Genomic DNA, 22,152 nt, shown 5'->3' on the forward strand with positions numbered 1-22,152 from the left:
CTCGCACGCTCTTCCTGCCCCGCGGCGCGCGCGCCGAATCCAGACTGGCGGCTCACCCGAGGAGCACCCGCCATGACGACGCGCGACACCTTTTCCGCCCACGGCAGCGATGCCTGGATCGCCATGCACCGCCGCGAACTGCGCCGCCACGTGGCGCAGTGCTGGACGCGGCGCGCTTGGCGCAGCGCCGCGCAGGGCCTGGACGCGGCGCATCGCCTGCTCGGGCCGCGCTTCGCGACGGTGGTGCTCGCCGTCACGGGGCTGATGCTGCTGCCGGCGCTGTGGACCTGAGGGGCGCGCTGCGCGGCGCGCCCCCGGACGCGCCGATCCGCTCGGTGCTGTTCGGCGAGACGCGCTTCGCGCAGCACGGCGCCAGCCTCGCCGAGGCGCAGTCCAGCCGCGGCTGGCGGCCGCTGGACAACAGCTTCTTCCCGCGCCTGGCCGACAACATCGCCGCGCTGCGCCGCGCGATGAGCGCGCTGGAGGCCAGCGCGAGCCAGGGCCGCCACCTCTCGCCCACCGCGCAATGGCTGCTCGACAACGCCACGCTGATCGACGAGCAGCTCGGCGCCATCCGCGAGGCCCTGCCGCTGCGCTTCTACCGCCGCCTGCCGGTGGTGCGCGACGCCGCGCTGCGCGGCCTGCCGCGCATCTACGGCATCGCCTGGGCCTGGGTGGCGCACAGCGACAGCGGTTTCGACGCGGCGCTGTTCACGCGCTTCCTCGCCGCCTACCAGGAGGTGCAGCCGCTGACCGTCGGCGAGCTGCGCGCGCTGCACACCACGCTGCGCGTCGTGCTGGTGGAGAACCTGCGCCGCCTGGCCGAGCGCGTGGTGGCGCGCAACGCCGCGCGCGACGCCGCCCACGCCTGGGTCGACGGCGCGGCCGTGCCCGGCGACCCGGCCGCGCTGGCGCCCACCGACGACGAAGTGCGTGCGCTCGACGAGCGCGGCTCGCTGGGCGCCTTCCTGCTGACGCTGTGGCAGCGCCTCGACCTGGAGGACGGCGTGCCGCAGCGCGACGCCATCGCCACCTGGCTGGCGCCGCGGCTGCCCGATCCGCACGCCGCGCTGGTGACGCTGCAGAACCAGACCGCCGAAGACCAGCAGAGCATCCGCCACGCCATCACCACGCTGCACACGCTGGCGCGCACCGACTGGGAACGCCTGATCGAGCCGCTCAGCGAGACGCTGCGCGCGCTCGAAACCTCGCCGGTGCACGCCGCCGAAGACCTCGCCACGCGCGGCGCCACGCTCGACGCCATCGAGGCGCTGGCGCGCCGCAGCGGCCGCAGCGAGACCGAGGTGGCGCGCCTGCTGGTGACGCTGGCGACGCAGGCCTGGGACGGCGCCGGCGAGCCGCCGGCCAACGCCGCGCTGGCCTGGTGGTGGCGCGGCCCCGGCGAGAACACGCTGCGCGCGCGCCTCGGCCTGCCGCCGCGCCGGCTGCCGCGCCGCGCCAGCGAGGCCTGGCGGCGCGCCGCCACGCCGGCCTACCTGCTGGCCATCGCGCTCGGCCTGGCCGGCACGCTGGCCTGGGTGATGGGCGCGGCGCCGCGCGGCGGCCCCGCCTGGCTGTGGTGGCTGACGCTGCTCGCGGCCGCCGTGCCGCTCAGCGAGGCCTGCGTGGCGGTGCTGAACCGGCTGGTCAGCGAATCGGTGGCGCCGGCGCAGTTGCCGCGGCTGGCGCTGGCGCGGGGCCTGGGGCCGGGCGAGCGCTGCCTGGTGGTGATGCCGGTGCTGCTGGCCTCGGCCGACGAGCTGGCGCGCCACGTCGCGCAGCTCGAGCAGCACGCGCTCGCCAGCCCCGAACACGAGGCGCAGTTCGCGCTGCTGTCCGACTACGCCGACGCGCCGGTGCGGCGGCTGCCCGGCGACGCGGCGCTGCTCGACGCCGCCGTCGCGGCCATCGCCGCGCTGAACTGGCGCCACGGCGCCGACCCGCAGACTGCGCCGCGTTTCCTGCTGCTGCACCGCGAGCGCGCCTTCAGCGACAGCGAGCAGCGCTGGATCGGCTGGGAGCGCAAGCGCGGCAAGATCGAGGCGCTGCTGCGCGTGCTGGCCGAGGGCGAGTCCGCCTACCGCCCCTTCATCGAGCTGGGCGCGCTGTCCACGCCGCGCCCCGGCGTGCGCTACCTGCTGACGCTAGACGCCGACACCGACCTGCTGCCCGGCCGGCTGCGCGAGCTGGTCGGCATCGCCGCGCACCCGCTGCACCGGCCGCGCTTCGACGCCGCGCAGCGGCGCGTCGTCGCCGGCTACGCGATCGTGCAGCCGCGCGTCGAGACGCCGCTGTCGGCGCCCGGGTCGGTGACGCCGTACCACGCCCTCTTCAACGGCGAGAACGGGCTCGACCCGTACAGCGCCGCCGCCTCCGAGGTCTACCAGGACCTGTTCGGCGAAGGCAGCTTCAGCGGCAAGGGGCTGATCGACGTGCGCGCCGCGCACGCCGCGCTGGCGCGGCGCTTCGCCGACGGGCAACTGCTCAGCCACGACCTGCTCGAAGGCTCGCTGGCGCGCTGCGCCGCCGCCAGCGGCGTCACCGTGTTCGAGGACGCGCCGCTGCACGCCGACGTGGCCGCCTCGCGCCTGCACCGCTGGACACGCGGCGACTGGCAGTTGCTGCTCTTCCTGTTCGGCGCCGGCGGCGTGCGCGTGGCGGCGATCAACCGCTGGAAGATGCTCGACAACCTGCGCCGCTCGCTGGTGGCGCCGTGCGCGCTGGCGCTGCTGCTGCTGGCGCTGGCCTTCGGCGCGCTGCCGCTGGCGACGGCGCTGGCGGTGGTGCTGGCCGCCTTCGTCGCCGGCCCGCTGATCGGCGCGCTGGCCGCGCTCGCGCCGAGCCGCGACGACATCGCGCTGGCGCGCTTCTTCGCACAGGCCGGCGCCGGGCTGCTGCGCTGCGCCGCGCTCGCGCTGTGGCAGCTCGCGCAGTTGCTGGCGCAGGCGCAGCTCTACGCCGACGCGATCGCGCGCGCGCTGTGGCGCTGTTTCGTCTCGCAGCGCCTGACGCTGCAATGGACCACCGCCGCCGCGGCCCAGGCGGCGGCCAGCACGCATCTGCCCGAGCTGCTGCGGCGCCACTGGCGCGAGCCGGCGCTGGCGGCGGCCCTCGCGCTGCTGCTGGCGCTCGCGGCCCGCTTCGGCGCGCCGGTGCGCTGGGACGCGGCCGCGCCGCTGCTGACGCTGTGGGCGCTGGCGCCGGTCTGGACCTGGCTGGCCAGCCGCCCGGCGCGGCACGAGCGCGAGCAGCTCGACCGCGCCGACCTCGACTACCTGCGCGGCGTGGCGCGCGACACCTGGCGCTTCTACGAAGAGCACGTGGGCGCCGCCGACCTGCACCTGCCGCCCGACAACGTGCAACTGGTGCCGCGCCTGCTGGTGGCGCACCGCACCTCGCCCACGAACATCGGCCTGTACCTGCTGGCCGTCGCCTGCGCGCGCGAGATGGGCTTCATCGACACCGCGCAGATGGCCGAGCGCATCGCCGCCACGCTGGACAGCGTCGAGCGCCTGCCCCGGCACCACGGCCATCTGCCGAACTGGATCGACACGCAAAGCGGCGCGGCCTTGCAGCCGCTGTACGTCTCGGCGGTCGACAGCGGCAACCTCGTCGCCTGCCTGATGGTGCTGGCGCAGGCCTGCGAGGAACGCGCCGCCGGCGCCGGGCCCGACGCGGCCGGCGAGCCCGCGCGCGAATCGCTGCGCCGCTCGGCGCGGCGCGCGCTGGCGCTGGCGCTGGCGGTGGACTTCCGGCCGCTGTACGACCCGCGGCGCCGCCTGCTGCACATCGGCTGGCACGTCGATCGCGACGAGCTTGACCGCGGCCACTACGACCTGATGGCCAGCGAGGCGCGGCTGAGCTCGCTGGTGGCGATCGCCAAGGGCGACCTGCCGGCCGAGCACTGGCGCGCGCTCGGCCGCCCGACCGTGGCGGTGGGGCGCGAGCCGCTGCTGCGCTCCTGGTCGGGCTCGATGTTCGAGTACCTGATGCCCGCGCTGCTGCTGGAGGAGCCGCCGGGCAGCCTGCTGTGGCGCTCGGCGCGCGTCGCGGTGGCCGAGCAGCGACGCGAGGCGCGCCCGCACGGCACGCCCTGGGGCATCTCCGAGTCGGCCATCGCGCTGCAGGACCACACGATGGCCTACCAGTACGGCCCGCAGGGCGTGGCGCGGCTGGCGCTGCGCCGCACGCCGGCCGACGAGCGCGTGATCGCGCCCTATGCCAGCGGCCTGGCGCTGCTGGTCGACGCGGGCGCGGCGGTGGCCAACCTGCGCGCGCTCGAGGCGCTCGGCGCGCGCCGCGAGCGCGGCTTCATCGAGTCCATCGACTACAGCCCGCAGCGCCAGGCCGACGGCGGCAGCCACACGCTGGTGCAGACGCACATGTCGCACCACCAGGCGATGCTGCTGGTGGCCGCGGTGTCGGTGCTCAGCGGCGGCGCGCCGCAGGCCTGGGCGCGGCGCGCGCCGCACCTGCGCGCGGTGGCCGGGCTGCTGCACGAGCGCGCGCCGCGCGAATTGCAGCCGCTGCGCGAGCGCCCCGCCGCGCCGCCGCCGCGCCGCAGCGGCCGCGAGGCGCTGGCGCTCGGTGGCGCGCCGCTGGCCGACGCGCTGCCGCCCACGCACTGGCTCGGCAACCGCCGCTACGGCGTGGTGCTGCGCAGCAACGGCGCCGGCTGGTCGCAGGCGCAGGGCGTGGGCCTGACACGCTGGCGCGACGACGCGCCGCGCGACGAGCACGGCACCTTCGTCTACCTGCAGCGCGGCGACGCCGCGCCGCGCCACTCGCTGAGCACGCACCCGGCCGCCGACCCCGAGGCGCACTACCACTGCCGCATGCTGCCCGACCGCGTGCTGTTCGACTGCCGCTGGAGCGACCTGGAGTCGCGCTGCACCGTCTGGGTCAGCCCCGAGGACGACGCCGAGCTGCGCCGGGTCGAGCTGTGCAACACCGGCGCGCGCGCGATCGAGCTGATCGTGCACCTCGCCAGCGAGCCGACGCTCGCGCCGCAGGCGGCCGACGAGGCGCACCCGGCTTTCTCCAAGCTGTTCGTCGAGGCGGCCTGGGACGCGGCCGAACACGCGCTGTGGCTGCGCCGCCGCCCGCGCCTGCACGGCGACGCCGAGTGGCGCGCCGTGCACGCGCTGACCAGCAGCAGCGGCCCGCCCGACATGGCGCTGCGCGTGCAGCCCTGCGCCGACCGGCGCCGCTGGCTGGGCCGCCACGGCAGCGCGGCGCTGCCGCTGGGCCCGGGCGGCGCGGAGGCGATGCCGGCGCCGGCCGACGCCGCCGACGCGCCGCCGGCCCTGCCCGGCCGCGCGCTGGACACCGGGCTCGACCCGGTGGCGGTGCTGTCGGTGCGCCTGACGCTGGCCGCCGGCGCGAGCGCCGCGCTGACCTTCCTGTGCGCCGCCGGCACCTCGCAGGAGGTGCTGGAGACCGTGGTCGACGCCTGCCGCCATCCGCAGCACGCCGAGCGCGCCTCGAACCTGTCGCACACGATGGCCTCCATCCTGCTGCACGACATGCGCATCGACGCGCCCGACTGGGCCGCGCTGCTGCGTTTGCAGACGCTGCTGTCGGGCCTGCACGCGCGCGAGCTGCCGGCCGGCATCGAACGCTGCGACCGGCGCGCGCTGTGGCGCCACGGCATCGGCGGCGACCGCCCGATCCTGGCGGTGACGATCCGCGGCGAGGCCGGGCTCGCGCTGGTGCACACGCTGCTGCGCGCGCTGCCGGCCTGGACCGCGGCGGGGCAGGGCGTCGACCTGGTGATCGTCAACGGCGAGCCGCCCTCGTACCAGACGCCGGTGCAGCACCAGTTGCTGCACTGGCTGCCGGTGGAGGCCGAGGCCGGCGCCGCGCGGCCCGCCGTCAAGCTGCTGCGCGAGGGCGAGCTCGACCGCGACGAACGCGCCACGCTGGCGCTGCTGGCGCGTGTGCGCCTGCATGCCGACGGGCGCTCGCTGGCCGAGCAGGTCGAGCGCCTGGCCGAGCGCCATGCGCGCGAGCGCGCGCGCCGCGACGCGCAGCGCGCGCGGGTGGTCGAGACGCCGTGGCGCGCCGGGGTGGCGCGGCCGGCGCGCGTCGAGGCGCCGGCCGTCGCCTTCGACGCCGGCGACGGCCGCTGCCGCTTCGCGATCGGCGCCGCGGCGCACCCGCCGCGGCCGTGGATCAACGTGCTCGCCAACCCGCGCTTCGGCTGCCACCTCAGCGAGATGGGCGGCGGCCACACCTGGGCCGGCAACAGCCGCATGCACCAGATCACGCGCTGGGCCAACGACCCGCTGGCCGACCCGCCGGGCGAATGGCTGCTGCTCGAAGACCCGGCCAGCGGCCGCGTCTGGCCGCTCGGGCGCGCGCTGCAAGGCGCCGGCGAGCGCACGGTGGAGCACGGCATCGGCTTCACGCGCATGACGCAGCGCATCGAGGGCATCGACATCACGCTCGAATGGTGCGTCGACGCCGAGGCCGCGCTGAAGCAGTGCCGCATCGAGCTGGCGCGCGGCAGCGGCGGCACGCGCGCGCTGCGCGTGGTGGCGCTGGTGGAGTGGCTGCTGGGCGACGCGGCGCGCTCGCGCGCCAGCGTGGCGACACGCTGCATCGAGCCGCGCGGCGGCGGCGTCGCGCTGCTGGCGACGCAGCTCGACGCGGCCGGCGGCTTCGGCGGCGCGACCGCCTGGCTGGCGCTGGCCGGCGGCGACGACGACGCGCCGCACGAATGGACCTGCGACCGGCGCGAGTTCCACGACGCGCGGGGCCGCCTGGTGCTGCCGGCGCAGCTCGGCCAGGCGGCCGGCCCGGGCGGCGATCCGTGCGCGGCGATCGGCCGGCGCGTGGTGGTCGGGCACGACCGGCCGGTCACGCTGTGCCTGCTGCTCGGCCACGTCGACCAGCCGGCCGAGGCCGGCGCCGCGCTGGCCGCCGCGCTGGCCGTCGCGCCCGGCCAGCGCCTGGCGCGCCAGCGCGAGCAGTGGCGCCGCCTCGTCGCGCCCTTGCAGGTGCACACGCCCGACGCGCGCTTCGACGCGATGGTCAACCACTGGCTGCCCTACCAGACGCTGGCCTGCCGGCTGTGGGCGCGCGCCGGCTACTACCAGGCCGGCGGCGCGTTCGGCTTCCGCGACCAGTTGCAGGACGCGATGGCGCTGCTGCCGCTCGACGCCTCGCAACTGGCGCGGCAGTTGCGCGCCAGCGCGGCGCGCCAGTTCCCCGAGGGCGACGTGCAGCACTGGTGGCACGAGCCCGGCGGCGCCGGCGTGCGCACGCACTTTTCCGACGACCGCGTCTGGCTCGCCTTCGCGCTGGCGCACTACGTCGAGCGCACCGGCGACACCGCGCTGCTCGACGAGCAGGTGCCGTTCATCGAGGGCAGCCCGGTGCCGGACGGCGCCGAGGACATCTACGAAACGCCGCGTGCCGGCGATCAGCGCGCCACGCTCTACGAACACGCCGCGCGCGCCGTCGACATCAGCCTCGCGAGCGGCAGGCACGGCCTGCCGCTGATCGGCAGCGGCGACTGGAACGACGGCATGAACCGCGTCGGCCACGGCGGGCGCGGCGAATCGGTGTGGCTGGCGTGGTTCCTGTGCGCCACGATCGACGCGATGCTGCCGCTCGCGCGGCGCGCCGGCGACGCGGCGCGCGAACGGCGCTGGAGCGAGGCCCGCCGCGCCTTCGCCGCAGCCGTCGACGAACACGCCTGGGACGGCCGCTGGTATCGCCGCGCCACCTTCGACGACGGCTCCTGGCTCGGCTCGGCCGCCAACACCGAATGCCGCATCGACCTGATCGCGCAGGCCTGGAGCGTGCTGTCGGGCGCCGGCCGGCCGCAGCGCGCCGCCACGGCGCTGGCCTCGGCGCAGCAGTGGCTGTGGGACGACGAACACCGCCTGCTGCGCCTGCTGACGCCGCCGCTCGCGCATGCGCAGCCCGAGGCCGGCTACATCCAGGCCTATGCTGCGGGGGTGCGCGAGAACGGCGGCCAGTACAACCACGCCGCCGCCTGGGCGGTGATGGCCGCGGCGATGCTGCAGCGGCCCGACTGGGCCTGGGCGTGGTGGAAGTCCGCCAGCCCGGCGCACCGCGGCGAGGATGCGCGGCTGCGCGCCGCCTACGGCGGCGAGCCCTACGTGCTGGCCGGCGACATCTACAGCGCCGCGCCCTGGGCCGGCCAGTGCGGCTGGAGCTGGTACACCGGCAGCGCCGGCTGGATGTGGCGCGCGGCGGTGGAGTCGCTGATCGGCTTGTCGCTGCGCCCCGGCTGGCTGGGCATCGCCCCCTGCCTGCCGCCGCACTGGCACGAGGTGGAACTGCGCCTCGGCCCGCTGCGCCTGCTGCTGGTCAGCGGCGAGGACGCGCTGGCGCGCCGCCTCGCGCAAGCCGACTGCCGCGGCGCGCTGCCGGCGCGCGAGTGGTGGCCGTTCGAGGACCTGGAGGAAGGCGGCTTCTACGTCGTCGACGCCACGCCCCGGCCCGCGCCGGAGGGAGCCGCCGCGCCGCGCCCGGCTGCCGAGGCCGACCCGAGCGAGGCGCGGCGATGAGCATTCGTGTCGGCATCGGCGGCCGGGCCTGCGAGCCCTGGCGCGGCAGCTTCTACCCCGCCGGCCTGCCCGCGGCGCGGGAGCCGGCCTGCGCCAGCCGCCGCCTGACTGAAACTCACGCTGCCGGCGCTCGCGGTGGCCGGATGCAGCCGCACCGGGGTGTTGGCGAGGCCGAAGCCCAGCGTCATCGAGGCGATGACGCGGGCGGCCATGGCCTCAGGGGCGCACGACGATGTCGTTCTTCACCGCGGAGACGCCCGAGGTGTTGCGCGCGAGCTGTTCGGCGCGCGCCTTCTCGGTGGCGTTCTTGGCGAAGCCCGACAACTGCACCGTGCCCTTGAGCGTCTCGACCGAGATCGACATCGCGCTGACCTCCGGGTCCTCGGCGAGCTTGGCCTTGACGCGCGTGGTCAGCGCCGCGTCGTCGACGTAGGAGCCGACGCTCTGCTGGTCGCGCGCGACCGAGCAGCCGGTGGTGGTGAGCACGCCGAGCGACGCGGCGGCGGCCAGGGCGAGGGTGGCGATCTTCTTCATGGCATGGGTCTCCTTGTTGTTCAACGGAATTGCGGATCGGTTCAGCTCGCGACCACCGTCAGGCGGTTGTCCACCTCGACCACGCCTTCGACGGCGCGCGCCAGCGTGGTGGCGCGCTCGCGCGAGGCGGCGTCCGGCGCCGAGCCCTTGAGCACGACGTGGCCGGCCTGCGTGTCGACGTCGATGCGCGTGGCCTTGAGCAGGTCGTCGGCGGCCAGCGCGGCGTTGATGCGGGCGGTGATCATCGCGTCGTTGGCGGCGGCGGCGACGTTCGCGCCGGCTTCCTTGACGCTCTCCTTGGCCGCCTGCGCGGCGTCGTTGGCCTCGGCCTTCGCGCCGGCGACGGCCTGGTCGACCTTGGCGCCGACGGCTTGCTGTTCGGCGCGGTCGCAGGCGGCCAGGCCGAACGCGAGCGCCACGGCGGCGGGGATCAGGGTGAGCTTGCGGTTCATCATCGTGGGTGTCCTTTCATCGGATGCGTCCCCGGCGTGGCCGGGACCGTGCCGGCATCCTCGCCCCGCGCCGCGGGCGCCGGTGTCGGGCGGCGGAGCGCCGCGCTGTAGGACCGCGACGCATGCGCGGGTCGGCGTGTAGGATTTCTCCGACGGACGGCTCGCGGCGCCACTGCTACGCTCCTCGTTTGTCTCGCTGGAAGGAGGTGCTCATGAGCATGATCCGCGTCGGCATCGTCGACGACCACGCCATCGTGCGCTCCGGGCTGCGCAACTTCCTCGCCGAGCACGTCGACCTGCGCGTGATGGGCGAGGCCAACAACGGCAAGGAGGCGCTGGAGCTGGCGCGCTCCGGCGACGTCGACGTGCTGCTGATGGACATCTCGATGCCCGACCAGAGCGGCGTCGACGCGATGCAGGCGATCAAGGCGCGCTTTCCCGAACTGCCGGTGCTGATCCTGTCGGGCTTCCCGGAGGCGCACTACGCCACCACCTTGCTGCGCCAGGGCGCGAGCGGCTATCTCAACAAGGAGTGCGAGCCCGACGAGATCGTCAACGCGATCCGCACCGTCTACCGCGGGCGGCGCTACATCAGCCCGGCGGTGGCCGAGATGCTGGCCGACGGCGCGGCCGGCGCCGGCAACGACAAGCCGCCGCACGAGCACCTCAGCGAACGCGAGCTGCAGGTGTTCCTGCGCCTGGCCAAGGGCGAAACCATCGGCCACATGGCCGGCGACATGTTCCTCAGCGTCAAGACCGTCAGCACCTACCGCACGCGCGTGCTGGAAAAGCTCAAGCTCAGCACCAACAGCGAGCTGACCTACTACGCGCTGAAGAACGGGCTGATCCAGTAGTAGGGGCGGGCGAGGGGCGGCGTCGGCGCCGTCCTACCCGGCGGCGCGGCGGCGCCCGGCAGACCGCGTGCGGCGCGCGGCCTAGATTGGGCGCACCTGTCCAACCGTCCGGAGACGCTCCATGCTGCACTACGCCGTCGTCTTTCTGGTGATCGCGCTGATCGCCGCGCTGTTCGGGTTCGGCGGCATCGCCGCCAGCGCCGCGGGCATCGCGAAGATCCTGTTCATCGTCTTCCTGGTGCTGGCCGCCGCGTCCTTCCTGTTCGGCCTGATCCGCAAGCGCTGAGGGGTTCTTTCGCTCAGGCGCCCGGCGTGCGGCGGCGCGGCGCCTCGTCGTCGTCATCGGCGGCCGCGCCGCGCCGGCCGGCGTGGATCACGCTGATCTGCCCATCGGGCTCCATGCGGGCGATCTTCACGTCGGCCAGCTTCTCGATGCCGTGCTCGCGCAGGCTGGCCATCAGCTCGGGCACGGTGATGAACTCGCGCCGCAGGTTGCGCCGCATCAGCCGCCCGTGCCGCACCAGCACCAGCGGCGGCGGCTCGGCGAGGCGGCGGATCCAGCGGCTGCGGTAGCCGCCCCAGTCGAGCAGCCAGTTCCAGGCGGCGATGGTCGACACCAGCACGATGCCGTCGGGCACGCTGGTGTAGCTGCCGGCCATCGCGTTCTGCGAGGCGTCGGCGACCACCACCAGCAGCAGGATGTCGGCCAGGCCCACCGAGCCGGCGTCGCGCCGCAGCACGAAGCGGAACAGCAGGAACAGGAACCAGTACATCGCGCTGCCGCGCAGCACCAGTTCGAGCGGATGGAGTTGCAGCGAGAAGGCGTCGCCCATCGGCGCACTCTAGCGCCGCCGGCCGCCGCTGTCAGCGCGGCGCCAAGGACGCGGTTTATCCTCGACGCCTTCGCGCTGACCGGCGCGGCAACCTTCGAGAGACACGACCATGTCCCAGCGCATTCTCGCCACCCTGATCGCCGGTGACGGCATAGGCCCCGAGATCGTCGAGGCCACGCTCGCGGCCCTGGACGCGCTGGGCGCGCCCTTCGACTGGGACGCCCAGGCCGCCGGCCTGGCGGGCATCGAGGCGGCCGGCGATCCGCTGCCGCAGGCCACGCTGGACAGCATCCGCCGCACCCGGCTGGCGCTCAAGGGCCCGCTGGAGACGCCCTCCGGCGGCGGCTACCGCTCCAGCAACGTGCGGCTGCGCGAGGAGTTCAACCTCTTCGCCAACCTGCGCCCGGCGCGCACCATCGTGCCCGGCGGCCGCTTCGACAAGATCGACCTGGTGGTGGTGCGCGAGAACCTGGAGGGCCTGTACATCGGCCACGAGCACTACGTGCAGATCGACGACGACCCGCACGCCGTGGCGATGGCCACCGGCATCAACACGCGCGCCGGCTGCCGCCACATCCTCGACTACGCCTTCGAGCACGCCATCGCCACCGGCCGCAGGAAGGTGACCATCGTGCACAAGGCCAACATCATGAAGGCGCTGACCGGCATCTTCAAGGAGACGGCCGAACAGTTGTACGAGCAGAAGTACAAGGGCCGCATCGCGATGGAGACGGTGATCGTCGATGCCTGCGCGATGAAGCTGGTGCTCAACCCCTGGCAGTTCGACGTGCTGGTGACGACCAACCTGTTCGGCGACATCCTGTCGGACCTGGTGGCTGGCCTGGTCGGCGGGCTGGGCATGGCGCCCGGCGCCAACATCGGCCGTGACGCGGCGATCTTCGAGGCCGTGCACGGCTCGGCGCCCGACATCGCCGGCCAGGGCAAGGCGAATCCGACCGCGCTGATGCTGGCCGCCGCGCTGATGCTCGACCACGTGCAGCGCAAGGATCTGGGCGACCGCCTGCGCAACGCGATCGACGCGACGCTGAACGTCGACAACGTGCGCACCGGTGACCTGGGCGGCTCGGCCAGCACCGGCACGTTCGCCAAGGCGCTGGTGAGCCGGATCAGGAACGGCTGAGTGTGGCTTGTAAGAAACAGTCCGGCTGGCGGCGTGCCTGTCGGATGGGCGCCGCCGCCATGCGAGCGGGGCGCCGTTAATTGCGTCTCAAGGCGTCGGGTCGGGACCGGTCTCGCGGTTGCCAAACCAGAGGGCGGCGACTCGGTGAAGCCATGTCCGCCTACGAAAGGCTAAGACAAACCCAACCGCGACGCCGGCAATGAACAAAAGCATCGCCGACAACACATAGTGCTCAGCAAGAAAGCTCAATACGACTTTCATACCGCCCTCGCTCTCCAATGAAGACTGAGCGCTTTATCTCGCCGGGCAACGAGCGTAGCACTGCAATCGCTCGATAGAAGCCATTGTCCTGCATGTCGAAGTTACGGCTGTCGCAACCCCGGCGCTTGTAACAGTCCCTGTCACAAACACGCCAACTGCGCCCGGCCCTGACACGCTAGTCGCTACCGTCATCCCAATTGTTATGCCTTCGCCAAGGAAGAAGGCAGCTGACCCTATGATTTCGCACATGTCGTCTCGCATTGCCTTTTGGCGGTCGCACTCTGCAATGCACTCAGCTCTGGGAATGGGGCCGTACTCCACGAGCATGCGAATTATGTCTAGGAAGTTGTCATATCCCCATGCGTCAGACCAAAATACCTCTTCCAATGTACTGAGAGGGTCTCGTACGAGAAACAAGTCCGGGCCACCGTATATTTCAAATAGAAGCGGCGTAATGTGTATTCCACCCTTGGCGACACGAACCATTGTCCAGTCATTCTCATTGATCGATAGAAAGCTCCGTAGACGTTGTGAAGGCTTTCCGCCGGCATTGAAGTTTACTCTGTCAGCCAGTTCCTTCAACTCCTGATTAAGCCAGCTATTGAGATTTGCTCTTCCAGGTACGTGCTGTCCACTCTTCTTTACTTCTAGCGAGAGGAAGTCACGAGTTTCCCGACCGCCGCCGTGAACTGAGTAGGCGACCAAGCTGCCGTCGATGCCGTCGTGGCTTGATTGCTCGCAATGGAATGATACGGATGATGTAGACGTAAAATACTCGAAGCATGCAGTTTGAAGAGTATTTCCAAATCCATAAACACCAGCTCGTTCCTGCCCAAGAAGAAGACGATCGGATGCCGCAACCGAGTCAACATTGAGAAGTCCGTCCAAACCACTGGCAGTCTTGCATGATCCTCCGATCTCACAGATTCGATTGCCGCTGGTAGATAGGAGTAGGGCCTGGATCCCTGAGCCAAGAAAGTTGCCAAACAGAAATGCTCCTTGACGTGTCTGAAGGCGCTGTGCCGAGGAGCATTTAAGTCCGAACTTGTGCGAAACGCCGCATTGATATGTGTCTGTGGATCTAGAGCCCGCCAACTTGAGCAATGCAGGGCGACTGATTGACTCAACCGCCGTCAGGCCTACTAGTTCGCTGCCGCTGATGCCTTCGCAAGACAGAGTCGAAGAACTTATTTCGCTTGATAGACGACAGAGCCGATAGTCTCCTTTTCCTCGGATCACGAGCAATGCGTGTCGGTCGGATGCGTTGTCCTTGTAAGGTAGTACGTCTTGCGCTTGTAGGCTTCTAGCATTGCAAGTGGATGGAAGTCCACCTTCGCAAATAACCAACTTGGCCTGACCAGCGTTGAAATGAACGGCATCTGGTGCCGAATTTGAAGGATCTCTTAGATTTGCAAAGAATGTTCTGACATTGTTATTAGTTTTGATGTCAGAAATGGATAACTCTGTTGTTTGCGCCTGAATTTGACTTGGTAGGAGAAATAGCAGTGACAATATAAATGTTGAGAATCCACCGAAAGTGTTATTTATCATAAATTCTCCTCTTGATAGAGATTCAGTTGGAGGAGTAGATCGGTGCGAGAGGTAATCGTCAACCCACAAGAACTTGTAGGGGGTGCGGTTGTCTCTCGACATAGATCAATTCTGGTGATTTCAGAAGCCACAGAAGCTGGGGCGTTGCTGACACCAGAAGGTGCGGTGGATTGACTTATGTTGTGAGCTGAGATGTCAGTCGCCGTCGGAATCTACGTGACCGCGGTGATCAGCCTCTGAATTGCGGCGATGTTGCGGTCAACGAGCCGTTGGTCTTCGTCGGCAGTCGAGTTCCGTGAGCGGTGGACTTCTCTTGCCGACTTCGAACCTAGCTGATCGCCGCGACCAGCATCGCCTGCAGCGCCGCCTCGCGGTAGCTGCTGCGTTCGTCGGGTTCGTCGCACTCGTCGGCGCGCGGCGCCGCGCCGCGCGCGGTGAAGGGCCAGGGCGGGTCGCCGGCGCCGTCGAGCGTCACGTCGCTGTCCTCGCCGGCTTGCGCGGCGCTCTCGAACAGGTGCAGACGGCCGCCGCGCGCCACCGCGCCGGCCTTCAGCGCCTCCCACAGTTCGGGCGGCGGCCAGCGGTCGCGCGGCGCGGCGATGCGCAGTTCGATGCCGCAGGCGGCGGCGGCGCGCAGCAGCGCCGCGCCGCAGGCGCTGCCCGGGTCGCCGACGAAGCGCAGGCTCAGCGTGTCGAGCGCCTTGCCGCTGCGCTCCTGGATCGCCAGCAGTTCGGCCAGCACGCGCGTCGGGTGGCGCGCGCCGCCCAGGCCGTTGAACACCGGCACGCCGGCCTCGCGCGCCACCTCGGCCACCAGCGCGGCGGGCATGTCCTCGCAGTCGATCGCGTCGTACAGACGCCCGAGCAGGCGTGCGGTGGCGGCATCGGCGGCCGACAGCCGCGCCTCGCTCGGGCGCAGATGCGACACCTGCGCGCCCAGGCCCACCGCCGCGTGGCGCAGGCTGCCCGCACCCTCGGCCGGCGCGGCGTCGTTCAGCAGCGCCAGGTTGCGGCCGCGCAGCGGCGTGCCGGCCTGGCTGTCGCGCATCGCCGCGCGCAGGCGGCGTGCCGTGTCCAGCAGCTCTCGGATGTCGGCGGAGGAAAGGTTTTCCACCGCCCACAGGTGGCGGTAGGGAACGGACGAGCGCGCGTACATGGTCAGGTTCGCATCCTGGGCCCGGCGGGGCAAGCGGCCTTGATGGCCGTCAACGGCGAGAGCACAAGTCGGGCCCGCTCGGCGCCGATACGCCGCTGCGACAAACGGTTTACCCAGCGTTACGCAACGCGAAACAAGGTTCGCCGATTGTTTTCGGTCAAGCACGAGACTGGCGGCATTGATCAGGAGCAAACATGAACGCCGACATCGTCCAGACCGCCCAGACCCGCAGCCAGCAGATCGCCGCCTGCCTCGAGTTGCTGCGCGATGCGCTGCCCATCCAGCGCCGCGTGGTGCACGCCGGCGACGTGCTCTACCAGGCCGGCGAGCGCTTCACCACGCTGCACGTGCTGAACTCGGGTATGGTCAAGATCGTCAACCTGTCGACCGACGGCCGCGAGCAGGTGGTGGGCCTGCACTTCCGCGGCGACTGGCTGGGCTTCGACGGCATCGCCAGCGGGTACTACGGCTGCGACGCGATCGCGATGGACACCGGCGAGGTCTGGTCGTTCCGCTACGACGCACTGCTCGAGGCCTGCGCGACCAAGCCCGCGCTGCTGCAGGTGCTGCACGAGGCGATGAGCCGCGAGATCGGGCGCGACCGCGACTCGATGATGTCGCTGTGCACGCTGCCGGCCGATGCGCGCGTCGCCGACTTCCTGCGCAACTGGGCTGCCGCGCTGGCCGAGCGCGGCCTGCGCACCGACCAGATCACGCTGCGCATGACGCGCGCCGAGATCGGCAACTACCTGGGCATGACGCTGGAGACGGTGAGCCGCGCGCTGTCGCGCCTGGCGCGCACCGACGTGATCCGCTTCGCCGAGAAGGGGCGCCGCGAGATCCAGATCCCGCAGGTCGAGGCGCTCGAACGTTTCATCCAGGGCTGCGTGGCGCCCGCGGCGACGGTCTGAGCGCGCGCGCCATCGCCCGCCCCAGCTCGGCGCGGGTGTAGGGCTTGCGCAGCAGGTCCCAGCCGGGCGGCGCTTCGAGCAGCGCGCTGGCGTAGCCGCTCATCAGCAGCACCGGCAGGCCGGGCAGCCGCTGGCGTGCCAGCTCGGCCAGCTCGGTGCCGCGCAGGCCCGGGCCCAGCGCGATGTCGGTGATCAGCAGATCGATGCCGGCGTCGGGGCGCAGCTCGGGGTCGGCCTGCTCGGCGCTGGCGCAGGCCGTCACGCGGCAGCCCAGCGCCACCAGGAAGCGCTGCGCCACGCTGCGCACCTCGGCGTCGTCTTCCACCAGCAGCACGCGCAGGCCCGGCGGCAGCGTCGAGGCGGTGTTTTCCACCGCGGCCTCGACCCGCGCCGCGTGCGGCTCGCCGGGCAGGAACAGCGTGATCGTCGTGCCCTTGCCGGGCGCGCTGTCGAGCGCCACCGCGCCCTTGGACTGCTTGGCGAAGCCGTACACCGTCGCCAGCCCGAGGCCGGTGCCGCGCCCGGGGCCCTTGGTCGTGAAGAAGGGTTCGAAGGCGCGCTCGCGCGTCTCCTCGGGCATGCCGCAGCCGGTGTCGCCGACGGCGATCGCGACGTAGCTGGTGCCTTCCACCTCGGCCAGCTCGGCCGGCAGGTCGGGCGAGCGCGCCGGCACCTCGCGGCAGGCGAACCACAGCAGCCCGCCGTCGGGCATCGCGTCGCGCGCGTTGATGGCGATGTTCAGCAGCGCCGATTCGAGCTGCGGCGCGTCGGCCAGCGCCGGCGGGCAGTCGGGCGGCGCGTCGACCTCGATGCGGATGCGCTGGTCGAGCGTGCGGCGCAGCATGTCGGCCAGCGAGCGCAGCAGCGCGCCGGCATCGAGCGCGGTCGGCTCGAGCACCTGGCGGCGCGAGAAGGCGAGCAGCTTGCTCGTCAGGTCGGCGCCGCGCCGGCTGGCGCGCGCCGCCGCGCCGACGATCTGCTGCGCGAACTCGTCGGAGGCGATCGCCGGCAGGTCTTCCAGCACCTGCAGGTTGCCGGAGATCACCGTCAGCAGGTTGTTGAAGTCGTGCGCGATGCCGCCGGTGAGCTGGCCGACGCTCTCCAGCCGCTGCGAGTGGCTGAGCTGCTCCTCGGTCTGTGCGCGCTGCAGGCTGGTGGCCAGCAGGCTGGCCAGCGCGTCGAGGAAGCGCAGCTCGTCGGCGCCGAAGCGCCCCGGCGCGTCGGCGCGCGCGACGATGGCGCCGATCACGCGGCCGCGGTCCAGCAGCGGCACCGCCAGCGCGCTGCGCTCGGCCTCGTCGGCCTGCACCGGGGCCGAGTCGGCGTGCACGCGGCCGGGCAGGGTGTCGGGCCGGTTCGGCACGATGTCGCCGGGCAGTTCGCCGGGGCAGGCGCCGACCGAGGCGGCGACGCGGAAGTCGAGCCGGTTCGCCTGCAACAGATAGACCGCGGCGCACGACACCTTCAGCCCCTCGGCGGCGACGCGCGGAACTTCCTCGATCAAGGGCTCGGGCTCGCGCGCGTCGACCGCGAGGCGGCCGAACTGCGCCACCTGCTCGGCGTAGTGGGCGCGCTGCAAGGCCTGGCGCACGCGCGGGTAGGAGGCGATGGCGCGGATCGCCGCCACCACGTAGGGCACGCCGTGCGCCTGCAAGGGGCTCAGCGCGATCTCCACCATCACCTCGCTGCCGTCGCGGCGGCGCGCCACCAGGTCCATCTGCGTGCCCATCGGGCGCGGCCGCGGCGCGCGGCCGTAGGCGGCGCGGTAGTCGGCGTGGCGCGGGCGGATCGCGTCGGGCACCAGCGCCTCGACGCCCAGGCCGACCAGCGCGTCGACCTCGTAGTCGAGCAGCCGCGCGGCCACGTCGTTGGCCAGCACGATGCGGCCCTGCGCGTCGGCGACGATCAGCCCGTCGGGGTAGGCGGCGAACAGCGAGCGGAAGACGAGCGCCTCGTCGAGCCCGCTCGGCAGCCCCTGGCCGATGGGCGGTGGCGGAGGCGGCGTCGGCGCCATCGTCATTCCGCCAGCACCTGCGGCACGAGGATGTAGCCGGCGCCGCGCACCGACTTGATGATCTGCGGGTCTTCCGGGTCGCGTTCGAGCTTGCGCCGCAGCCGGCCCACCTGCACGTCGATCGTGCGGTCGAACGGGCCGGCGTTGCGCCCGCGCGTCTGCTCGAGCAGGTGGTCGCGCGACAGCACGCGCCCCGGCGCGCGCGCGAACACGCAGAGCAGGTCGAACTCGCCGCTGGTCAGCGCCATGTCGCGGCCCTGCTCGTCGCTGAGGCGGCGCGCGGCGGTGTCCAGCAGCCAGTGCGCGAAGCGCAGCCGCGTCTTCTCGGCGGGCGCGGCCGGCGGCGCGGCGGCGCGCAGCGGCGCCGGCTCGATGCGGCGCAGCACGGCCTTGATGCGCGCCACCAGCTCGCGCAGGTCGAAGGGCTTGGTGATGTAGTCGTCGGCGCCGACCTCGAGGCCGACCACCTTGTCGATCGCGTCGCCGCGGCCGGTGACGATCACCAGCCCGCAGTGCCAATGCTCGCGCAACTGCCGCGCGATCGCGAAGCCGTCCTCGCCGGGCAGGCCGAGGTCGAGCAGCACCAGCGCCGGCGCGTCGCGGCCCATCAGTTCCATCAGCGCGCCGCCCGTGTGCAGCTCGGTGACGCGAAAGCCCTGGCTCGTCAGATAGTGGCCCAGCAGGCGCGTGATGTCGACCTCGTCGTCGAGTACCGCAAGATGGGTCGGGTGGGTCACGGATCGGATCGGATGGCGAAATCGGAAAGGGCCCCATTAGACACCGGCTTGGCCTGCATCAATCCGGGCAGGGGCACTCGGGCGAACGCCCGCGGGCCGGCGCCCGCGGCGCGGCCTGGGGATGGTCTCGCCGGACCCGATCAGCGCCGGCGCGCCAGCTCCAAGCGTCCCTGGCAGGCGGTGCAGCGCACCGCGAACAACTCGGCGGCGAGCCGGCGCTCGTCGATCAGCTCCTCGCAATCGACGCACTCGCCGTACTTCCCGGCGTCGAGCCGCGCCAGCGCCTCGCCGATGGCACGCAGTTCGGCCACGTCGCGCGCGACCTCGGCGTCGTTGATGCCGATCTCCACCTCGGCGCCGGCTTCCTCGCCGCGGTCGGTCGACTCGCGGGCCACGCGCAGCGGGTCGGATGCGCCGCGTGCGCGCGTCGCCTCGACCTCCGCGCGCAGCTTGCCCTGGCGTTCGGTCAGCGCGGCGCGCACATGCGCGGCGGCCGGGCCGGCCGGGTCGAGCGGATAGGTCGTGGACATCGTCGTCTCCTCGGTGCGTCGGCGTCATTGTCCGGCCGTGCCGGCCGCGCTCGCTTGACGGCGGACAATCAGAACAGCGCGCGTGCGAACAGCGCCAGCGTGCGCGCATGCGCCAGCGCCGCCGAAGGCGCGTGGTAGGCGGCGCGTTCCCAGCAGTTGAAGCCGTGTTCGGCGTCGTAGAGGTGGAATTCGGCGCTCTTCCGGCCGGCGCAGGCGGCTTTCACCTTCTCGACCGCCGCGAGCGGGATGTGGCTGTCGCGTTCGCCGTAGTGGAACTGGATCGGGCAGTCGATGCGCGCCGCGTGCTCCAACTGGTCGTGGATGCCGCCGCCGTAGAAGCAGCTCGCCGCGCCCAGCCCCGTGGTCGCGGCCGCCAGGTAGGCGAGCCGCCCGCCCAGGCAGTAGCCGAAGGCGCCGACCTTGCCGGTGCACTCGGGCCGCGCGCGCAGCGCCGCGACGCTGGTGGCCAGGTCGGCGGCGAGGCGGGCGCGGTCGGCCCGCGCCAGCAACTGCATCGCGCGCTCGCGCTCGGCGCCCACGTAGCCCAGCTCGACGCGCGGCGCCTCGCGCCAGAACACGTCGGGCGCCAGCACCACGAAGCCGTCCTGCGCGTACTGCTCGGCCACCGCGCGGATGTGGCGGTTCACGCCGAAGATCTCCTGCAACAGCAGCAGCCCCGGGCCGCGCCCGGCCGGCGGCAGCGCGAGGTAGGCGTCGTAGCGGCCGCCGTCGGCGGCGTCGATCGAGATCCATTCCTGTCGCATGGGCCTGTTCGTGAAAGATGAATCGCGGGGCTGCGATGATGCACCCATGAGCCGACCCACCTCCGCCTGGCACGCCGATACCCGCGTGCTGCACGATGACGCCGCGCTGGCCGACGACGCCAGCGTGGTCGCCCCGATCCACTACAGCGCCACCTTCCGCGCGCGCGACGCCGCCGAGTTCGCCGAGATGGCGAACCGGCCGCGCCACGGCGCCTACTACACACGCTACGGCAACCCGCTGCACGAGCGCGTCTCCGCCGTGCTCGCCGGGCTGGAGGGCACCGAGACGGCGCTGCTCACCGGTTCGGGCATGGGCGCGATCAGCACCACGGTGCTGGCGCTGGTGTCGGCCGGCGACCACGTGGTGGCGCAGACGCGCCACTACATGAGCACCGCCAAGCTGTTCGACGAGGTGCTGCCGCGTTTTGGCGTCACCGCGACGCTGGTCGAGCAGAGCGACGTCGAGGCGCTGCGCGCGGCGATCCGCCCGGAAACGCGGCTGATCATGCTGGAGACGCCCGCCAACCCGACGCTGGTGCTGACCGACCTCGCGGCCGTTGCCGCCCTGGCGCGCGAGCGCGGCATCACCACGGTGTGCGACAACACCTTCGCCTCGCCGCTGAACCAGCGGCCGCATGCGCTGGGCATCGACGTGGTGGTGCACAGCGCCACCAAGATCCTCGGCGGCCACCACGACCTGACCGCCGGCGCGATCTGCTGCTCGAACGAGCTGGCCGAAATCATCTGGCGCATGCACATCACGCTGGGCTCGGTGCTCTCGCCCATGGACGCCTGGCTGCTGCTGCGCGGCCTGCGCACGCTGGCGGTTCGTGTCGAGCGCATCAACGCCAACGCGCTGGCCGTGGCGCGCTGGCTGGAGGCGCAGCCGCAGGTCGAGCGCGTGTTCTACCCGGCGCTGGAAAGCCACCCGCAGCACGCGCTGGCGAAGCGGCAGATGAAGGGCGGCGGGCCGGTGATCGCCTTCGCGGTGAAGGGCGGCTACGAGGCCACCAGCCGCTTCGTCGCCGCGCTCGAACTGCCCACGCACGCGGTGAGCCTGGGCGGCGTGGACTCGCTGATCGTGCACACCGCGGCGATGTGGTCGGGCACGATGAACGAGGCGCAGATGAAGGCGGCCGGCATCCCGCCCAACTTCGTGCGCTTCTCGGTCGGGCTGGAACACCCCGACGACCTGACGCGCGATCTCGCGCAGGCACTGAAGGAGGCGGCGCGATGAGCGCGCCGGTCGTGCTGGTCACCGGCGCCGCCGGCGCGCTGGGCCGCGCGGTGGCGCAGCGCTTCGAGCGCGACGGCGCGCGGCTGGTGCTGCTCGACCGCGACGAGGTCGACATCACCGACGAAGCGGCGGTCGCGGCCATCGTGCAGGGCGTGGTCGCCGAACTCGGCCGCATCGACGCGCTGGTGCACGTGGCCGGTGGCTTCGAGATGGGCGAGACGGTCGATGCGATCAGCCGCGAATCGTGGCAGCGCATGATGGCGTTGAACGCTTGGTCGTTCGTCGCGCTGGCCAAGGCCTGCGTGCCGGTGATGAAGCGCCAGGGCGGCGGCCGCATCGTGGCCGTCAGCGCCGCGGCGGCGGCCGACGGGCAGCCGCTGAAGGGCGCCTACATCGCCTCCAAGAGCGCCTTGCAGCGGCTGGTGGAAACGCTGGCGGCCGAACTCGCCGGCAGCGGCATCGCCGTCAACAGCGTCGCGCCGACCACGCTGGACACGCCGGCCAACCGCGCCGCGATGCCCGATGCCGATCGCTCGGGCTGGGTGAGCCTCGACGCGGCCGCCGACACGATCGCCTTCCTCGCCGGCGGCGCCGGCGCGGCGGTGCACGGCCAGCACCTGAAGCTGGGCTGAGC

16 protein-coding genes are annotated in these 22,152 nt (G+C 72.3%); 8 read left to right on the forward strand and 8 right to left on the reverse strand.

What is annotated here, in order from left to right; all coding sequences use genetic code 11:
* Nucleotides 1-72: 72 nt before the first annotated feature.
* A complete protein-coding gene (locus QM792_RS05995; RefSeq protein ID WP_415148452.1) occupies nucleotides 73-291 on the forward strand; it encodes a hypothetical protein in 219 nt (72 codons plus the stop codon).
* The gene (locus QM792_RS06000; protein ID WP_415148454.1) at nucleotides 282-8,543 is read left to right on the forward strand and encodes a GH36-type glycosyl hydrolase domain-containing protein; all 8,262 of its coding nucleotides are present in this window, start codon (nucleotides 282-284) and stop codon (nucleotides 8,541-8,543) included. Before QM792_RS05995 ends, QM792_RS06000 begins: the two co-directional genes overlap by 10 nt.
* A 216-nt stretch (nucleotides 8,544-8,759) precedes the next feature.
* Here the strand turns inward: QM792_RS06000 and QM792_RS06005 are convergent, their stop codons facing one another.
* Both QM792_RS06005 and QM792_RS06010 read right to left on the reverse strand, forming a co-directional pair.
* The gene (locus tag QM792_RS06005; protein WP_415148456.1) at nucleotides 8,760-9,077 is read right to left on the reverse strand and encodes a BON domain-containing protein; all 318 of its coding nucleotides are present in this window, start codon (nucleotides 9,075-9,077) and stop codon (nucleotides 8,760-8,762) included.
* Between the two features lie 41 nt (nucleotides 9,078-9,118).
* Nucleotides 9,119-9,532, reverse strand: coding sequence for a BON domain-containing protein (locus QM792_RS06010; RefSeq protein WP_415148457.1), 414 nt, complete (start codon nucleotides 9,530-9,532; stop codon nucleotides 9,119-9,121).
* Between the two features lie 215 nt (nucleotides 9,533-9,747).
* On the opposite strand from QM792_RS06010, the gene QM792_RS06015 reads away from it, so the two are divergent.
* Together QM792_RS06015 and QM792_RS06020 are read left to right on the forward strand one after the other, a co-directional pair.
* The gene (locus tag QM792_RS06015) at nucleotides 9,748-10,383 is read left to right on the forward strand and encodes a response regulator (protein ID WP_415151591.1); all 636 of its coding nucleotides are present in this window, start codon (nucleotides 9,748-9,750) and stop codon (nucleotides 10,381-10,383) included.
* Between the two features lie 121 nt (nucleotides 10,384-10,504).
* Complete coding sequence (locus QM792_RS06020) at nucleotides 10,505-10,669, forward strand: DUF1328 domain-containing protein (RefSeq protein WP_415148458.1); 165 nt, start codon at nucleotides 10,505-10,507, stop codon at nucleotides 10,667-10,669.
* A 13-nt stretch (nucleotides 10,670-10,682) separates the two neighbouring features.
* Here QM792_RS06020 and QM792_RS06025 read toward each other — a convergent pair whose 3' ends face one another.
* A complete protein-coding gene (locus QM792_RS06025) occupies nucleotides 10,683-11,216 on the reverse strand; it encodes a DUF421 domain-containing protein (RefSeq protein ID WP_415148460.1) in 534 nt (177 codons plus the stop codon).
* Nucleotides 11,217-11,325: 109 nt separating this feature from the next.
* On the opposite strand from QM792_RS06025, the gene QM792_RS06030 reads away from it, so the two are divergent.
* Complete coding sequence (locus tag QM792_RS06030) at nucleotides 11,326-12,357, forward strand: isocitrate/isopropylmalate dehydrogenase family protein (protein ID WP_415148461.1); 1,032 nt, start codon at nucleotides 11,326-11,328, stop codon at nucleotides 12,355-12,357.
* A 2,140-nt stretch (nucleotides 12,358-14,497) separates the two neighbouring features.
* Here QM792_RS06030 and QM792_RS06035 read toward each other — a convergent pair.
* Nucleotides 14,498-15,325, reverse strand: a complete 828-nt coding sequence (locus QM792_RS06035; RefSeq protein ID WP_415148463.1) for a hypothetical protein — start codon at nucleotides 15,323-15,325, stop codon at nucleotides 14,498-14,500.
* A 194-nt stretch (nucleotides 15,326-15,519) separates the two neighbouring features.
* On the opposite strand from QM792_RS06035, the gene QM792_RS06040 reads away from it, so the two are divergent.
* Nucleotides 15,520-16,236: a Crp/Fnr family transcriptional regulator gene (locus QM792_RS06040; RefSeq protein ID WP_415148464.1), complete on the forward strand. Its 717-nt coding sequence runs from the start codon at nucleotides 15,520-15,522 to the stop codon at nucleotides 16,234-16,236.
* Here QM792_RS06040 and QM792_RS06045 read toward each other — a convergent pair.
* The 4 genes from QM792_RS06045 to QM792_RS06060 all read right to left on the reverse strand — a co-directional run bounded on the left by QM792_RS06045 (nucleotide 16,199) and on the right by QM792_RS06060 (nucleotide 20,281).
* Nucleotides 16,199-18,256, reverse strand: coding sequence for an ATP-binding protein (locus tag QM792_RS06045; protein WP_415148465.1), 2,058 nt, complete (start codon nucleotides 18,254-18,256; stop codon nucleotides 16,199-16,201). The two genes, QM792_RS06040 and QM792_RS06045, sit on opposite strands and share 38 nt — an antisense overlap.
* Nucleotides 18,253-18,987 carry a winged helix-turn-helix domain-containing protein gene (locus tag QM792_RS06050; protein ID WP_415148466.1) on the reverse strand — a complete coding sequence of 245 codons (735 nt, stop codon included), beginning with the start codon at nucleotides 18,985-18,987 and terminating at the stop codon, nucleotides 18,253-18,255. Before QM792_RS06050 ends, QM792_RS06045 begins: the two co-directional genes overlap by 4 nt.
* Before the next feature lie 140 nt (nucleotides 18,988-19,127).
* On the reverse strand, nucleotides 19,128-19,517 hold the full coding sequence (locus QM792_RS06055) for a TraR/DksA family transcriptional regulator (protein ID WP_415148468.1): 390 nt from the start codon (nucleotides 19,515-19,517) through the stop codon (nucleotides 19,128-19,130).
* A gap of 68 nt (nucleotides 19,518-19,585) precedes the next feature.
* Nucleotides 19,586-20,281, reverse strand: a complete 696-nt coding sequence (locus QM792_RS06060) for a dienelactone hydrolase family protein (RefSeq protein ID WP_415148470.1) — start codon at nucleotides 20,279-20,281, stop codon at nucleotides 19,586-19,588.
* A 46-nt stretch (nucleotides 20,282-20,327) separates the two neighbouring features.
* Here QM792_RS06060 and QM792_RS06065 point away from each other — a divergent pair, with 46 nt between their 5' ends.
* Both QM792_RS06065 and QM792_RS06070 read left to right on the forward strand, forming a co-directional pair.
* Nucleotides 20,328-21,518 carry a trans-sulfuration enzyme family protein gene (locus QM792_RS06065; protein ID WP_415148472.1) on the forward strand — a complete coding sequence of 397 codons (1,191 nt, stop codon included), beginning with the start codon at nucleotides 20,328-20,330 and terminating at the stop codon, nucleotides 21,516-21,518.
* Nucleotides 21,515-22,150, forward strand: coding sequence for an SDR family NAD(P)-dependent oxidoreductase (locus QM792_RS06070; RefSeq protein WP_415148474.1), 636 nt, complete (start codon nucleotides 21,515-21,517; stop codon nucleotides 22,148-22,150). The genes QM792_RS06065 and QM792_RS06070 overlap by 4 nt, the downstream gene beginning before the upstream one ends.
* Nucleotides 22,151-22,152: the final 2 nt, after the last annotated feature.

Source organism: Piscinibacter sp., from assembly GCF_047600445.1.
Taxonomy (GTDB): Bacteria; Pseudomonadota; Gammaproteobacteria; order Burkholderiales; family Burkholderiaceae_C; genus Piscinibacter.

Bases quoted from the DNA above. Each gene is read 5' to 3' on its own strand.
- QM792_RS06055 (WP_415148468.1), bottom strand. From the start codon at position 19,517: ATGTCCACGACCTATCCGCTCGACCCGGCCGGCCCGGCCGCCGCGCAT.
- QM792_RS06020 (WP_415148458.1), top strand. From the start codon at position 10,505: ATGCTGCACTACGCCGTCGTCTTTCTGGTGATCGCGCTGATCGCCGCG.
- QM792_RS06030 (WP_415148461.1), top strand. From the start codon at position 11,326: ATGTCCCAGCGCATTCTCGCCACCCTGATCGCCGGTGACGGCATAGGC.
- QM792_RS06005 (WP_415148456.1), bottom strand. From the start codon at position 9,077: ATGAAGAAGATCGCCACCCTCGCCCTGGCCGCCGCCGCGTCGCTCGGC.
- QM792_RS06060 (WP_415148470.1), bottom strand. From the start codon at position 20,281: ATGCGACAGGAATGGATCTCGATCGACGCCGCCGACGGCGGCCGCTAC.
- QM792_RS05995 (WP_415148452.1), top strand. From the start codon at position 73: ATGACGACGCGCGACACCTTTTCCGCCCACGGCAGCGATGCCTGGATC.
- QM792_RS06035 (WP_415148463.1), bottom strand. From the start codon at position 15,325: ATGTACGCGCGCTCGTCCGTTCCCTACCGCCACCTGTGGGCGGTGGAA.
- QM792_RS06025 (WP_415148460.1), bottom strand. From the start codon at position 11,216: ATGGGCGACGCCTTCTCGCTGCAACTCCATCCGCTCGAACTGGTGCTG.
- QM792_RS06045 (WP_415148465.1), bottom strand. From the start codon at position 18,256: ATGACGATGGCGCCGACGCCGCCTCCGCCACCGCCCATCGGCCAGGGG.
- QM792_RS06010 (WP_415148457.1), bottom strand. From the start codon at position 9,532: ATGATGAACCGCAAGCTCACCCTGATCCCCGCCGCCGTGGCGCTCGCG.
- QM792_RS06070 (WP_415148474.1), top strand. From the start codon at position 21,515: ATGAGCGCGCCGGTCGTGCTGGTCACCGGCGCCGCCGGCGCGCTGGGC.
- QM792_RS06015 (WP_415151591.1), top strand. From the start codon at position 9,748: ATGATCCGCGTCGGCATCGTCGACGACCACGCCATCGTGCGCTCCGGG.
- QM792_RS06065 (WP_415148472.1), top strand. From the start codon at position 20,328: ATGAGCCGACCCACCTCCGCCTGGCACGCCGATACCCGCGTGCTGCAC.
- QM792_RS06040 (WP_415148464.1), top strand. From the start codon at position 15,520: ATGAACGCCGACATCGTCCAGACCGCCCAGACCCGCAGCCAGCAGATC.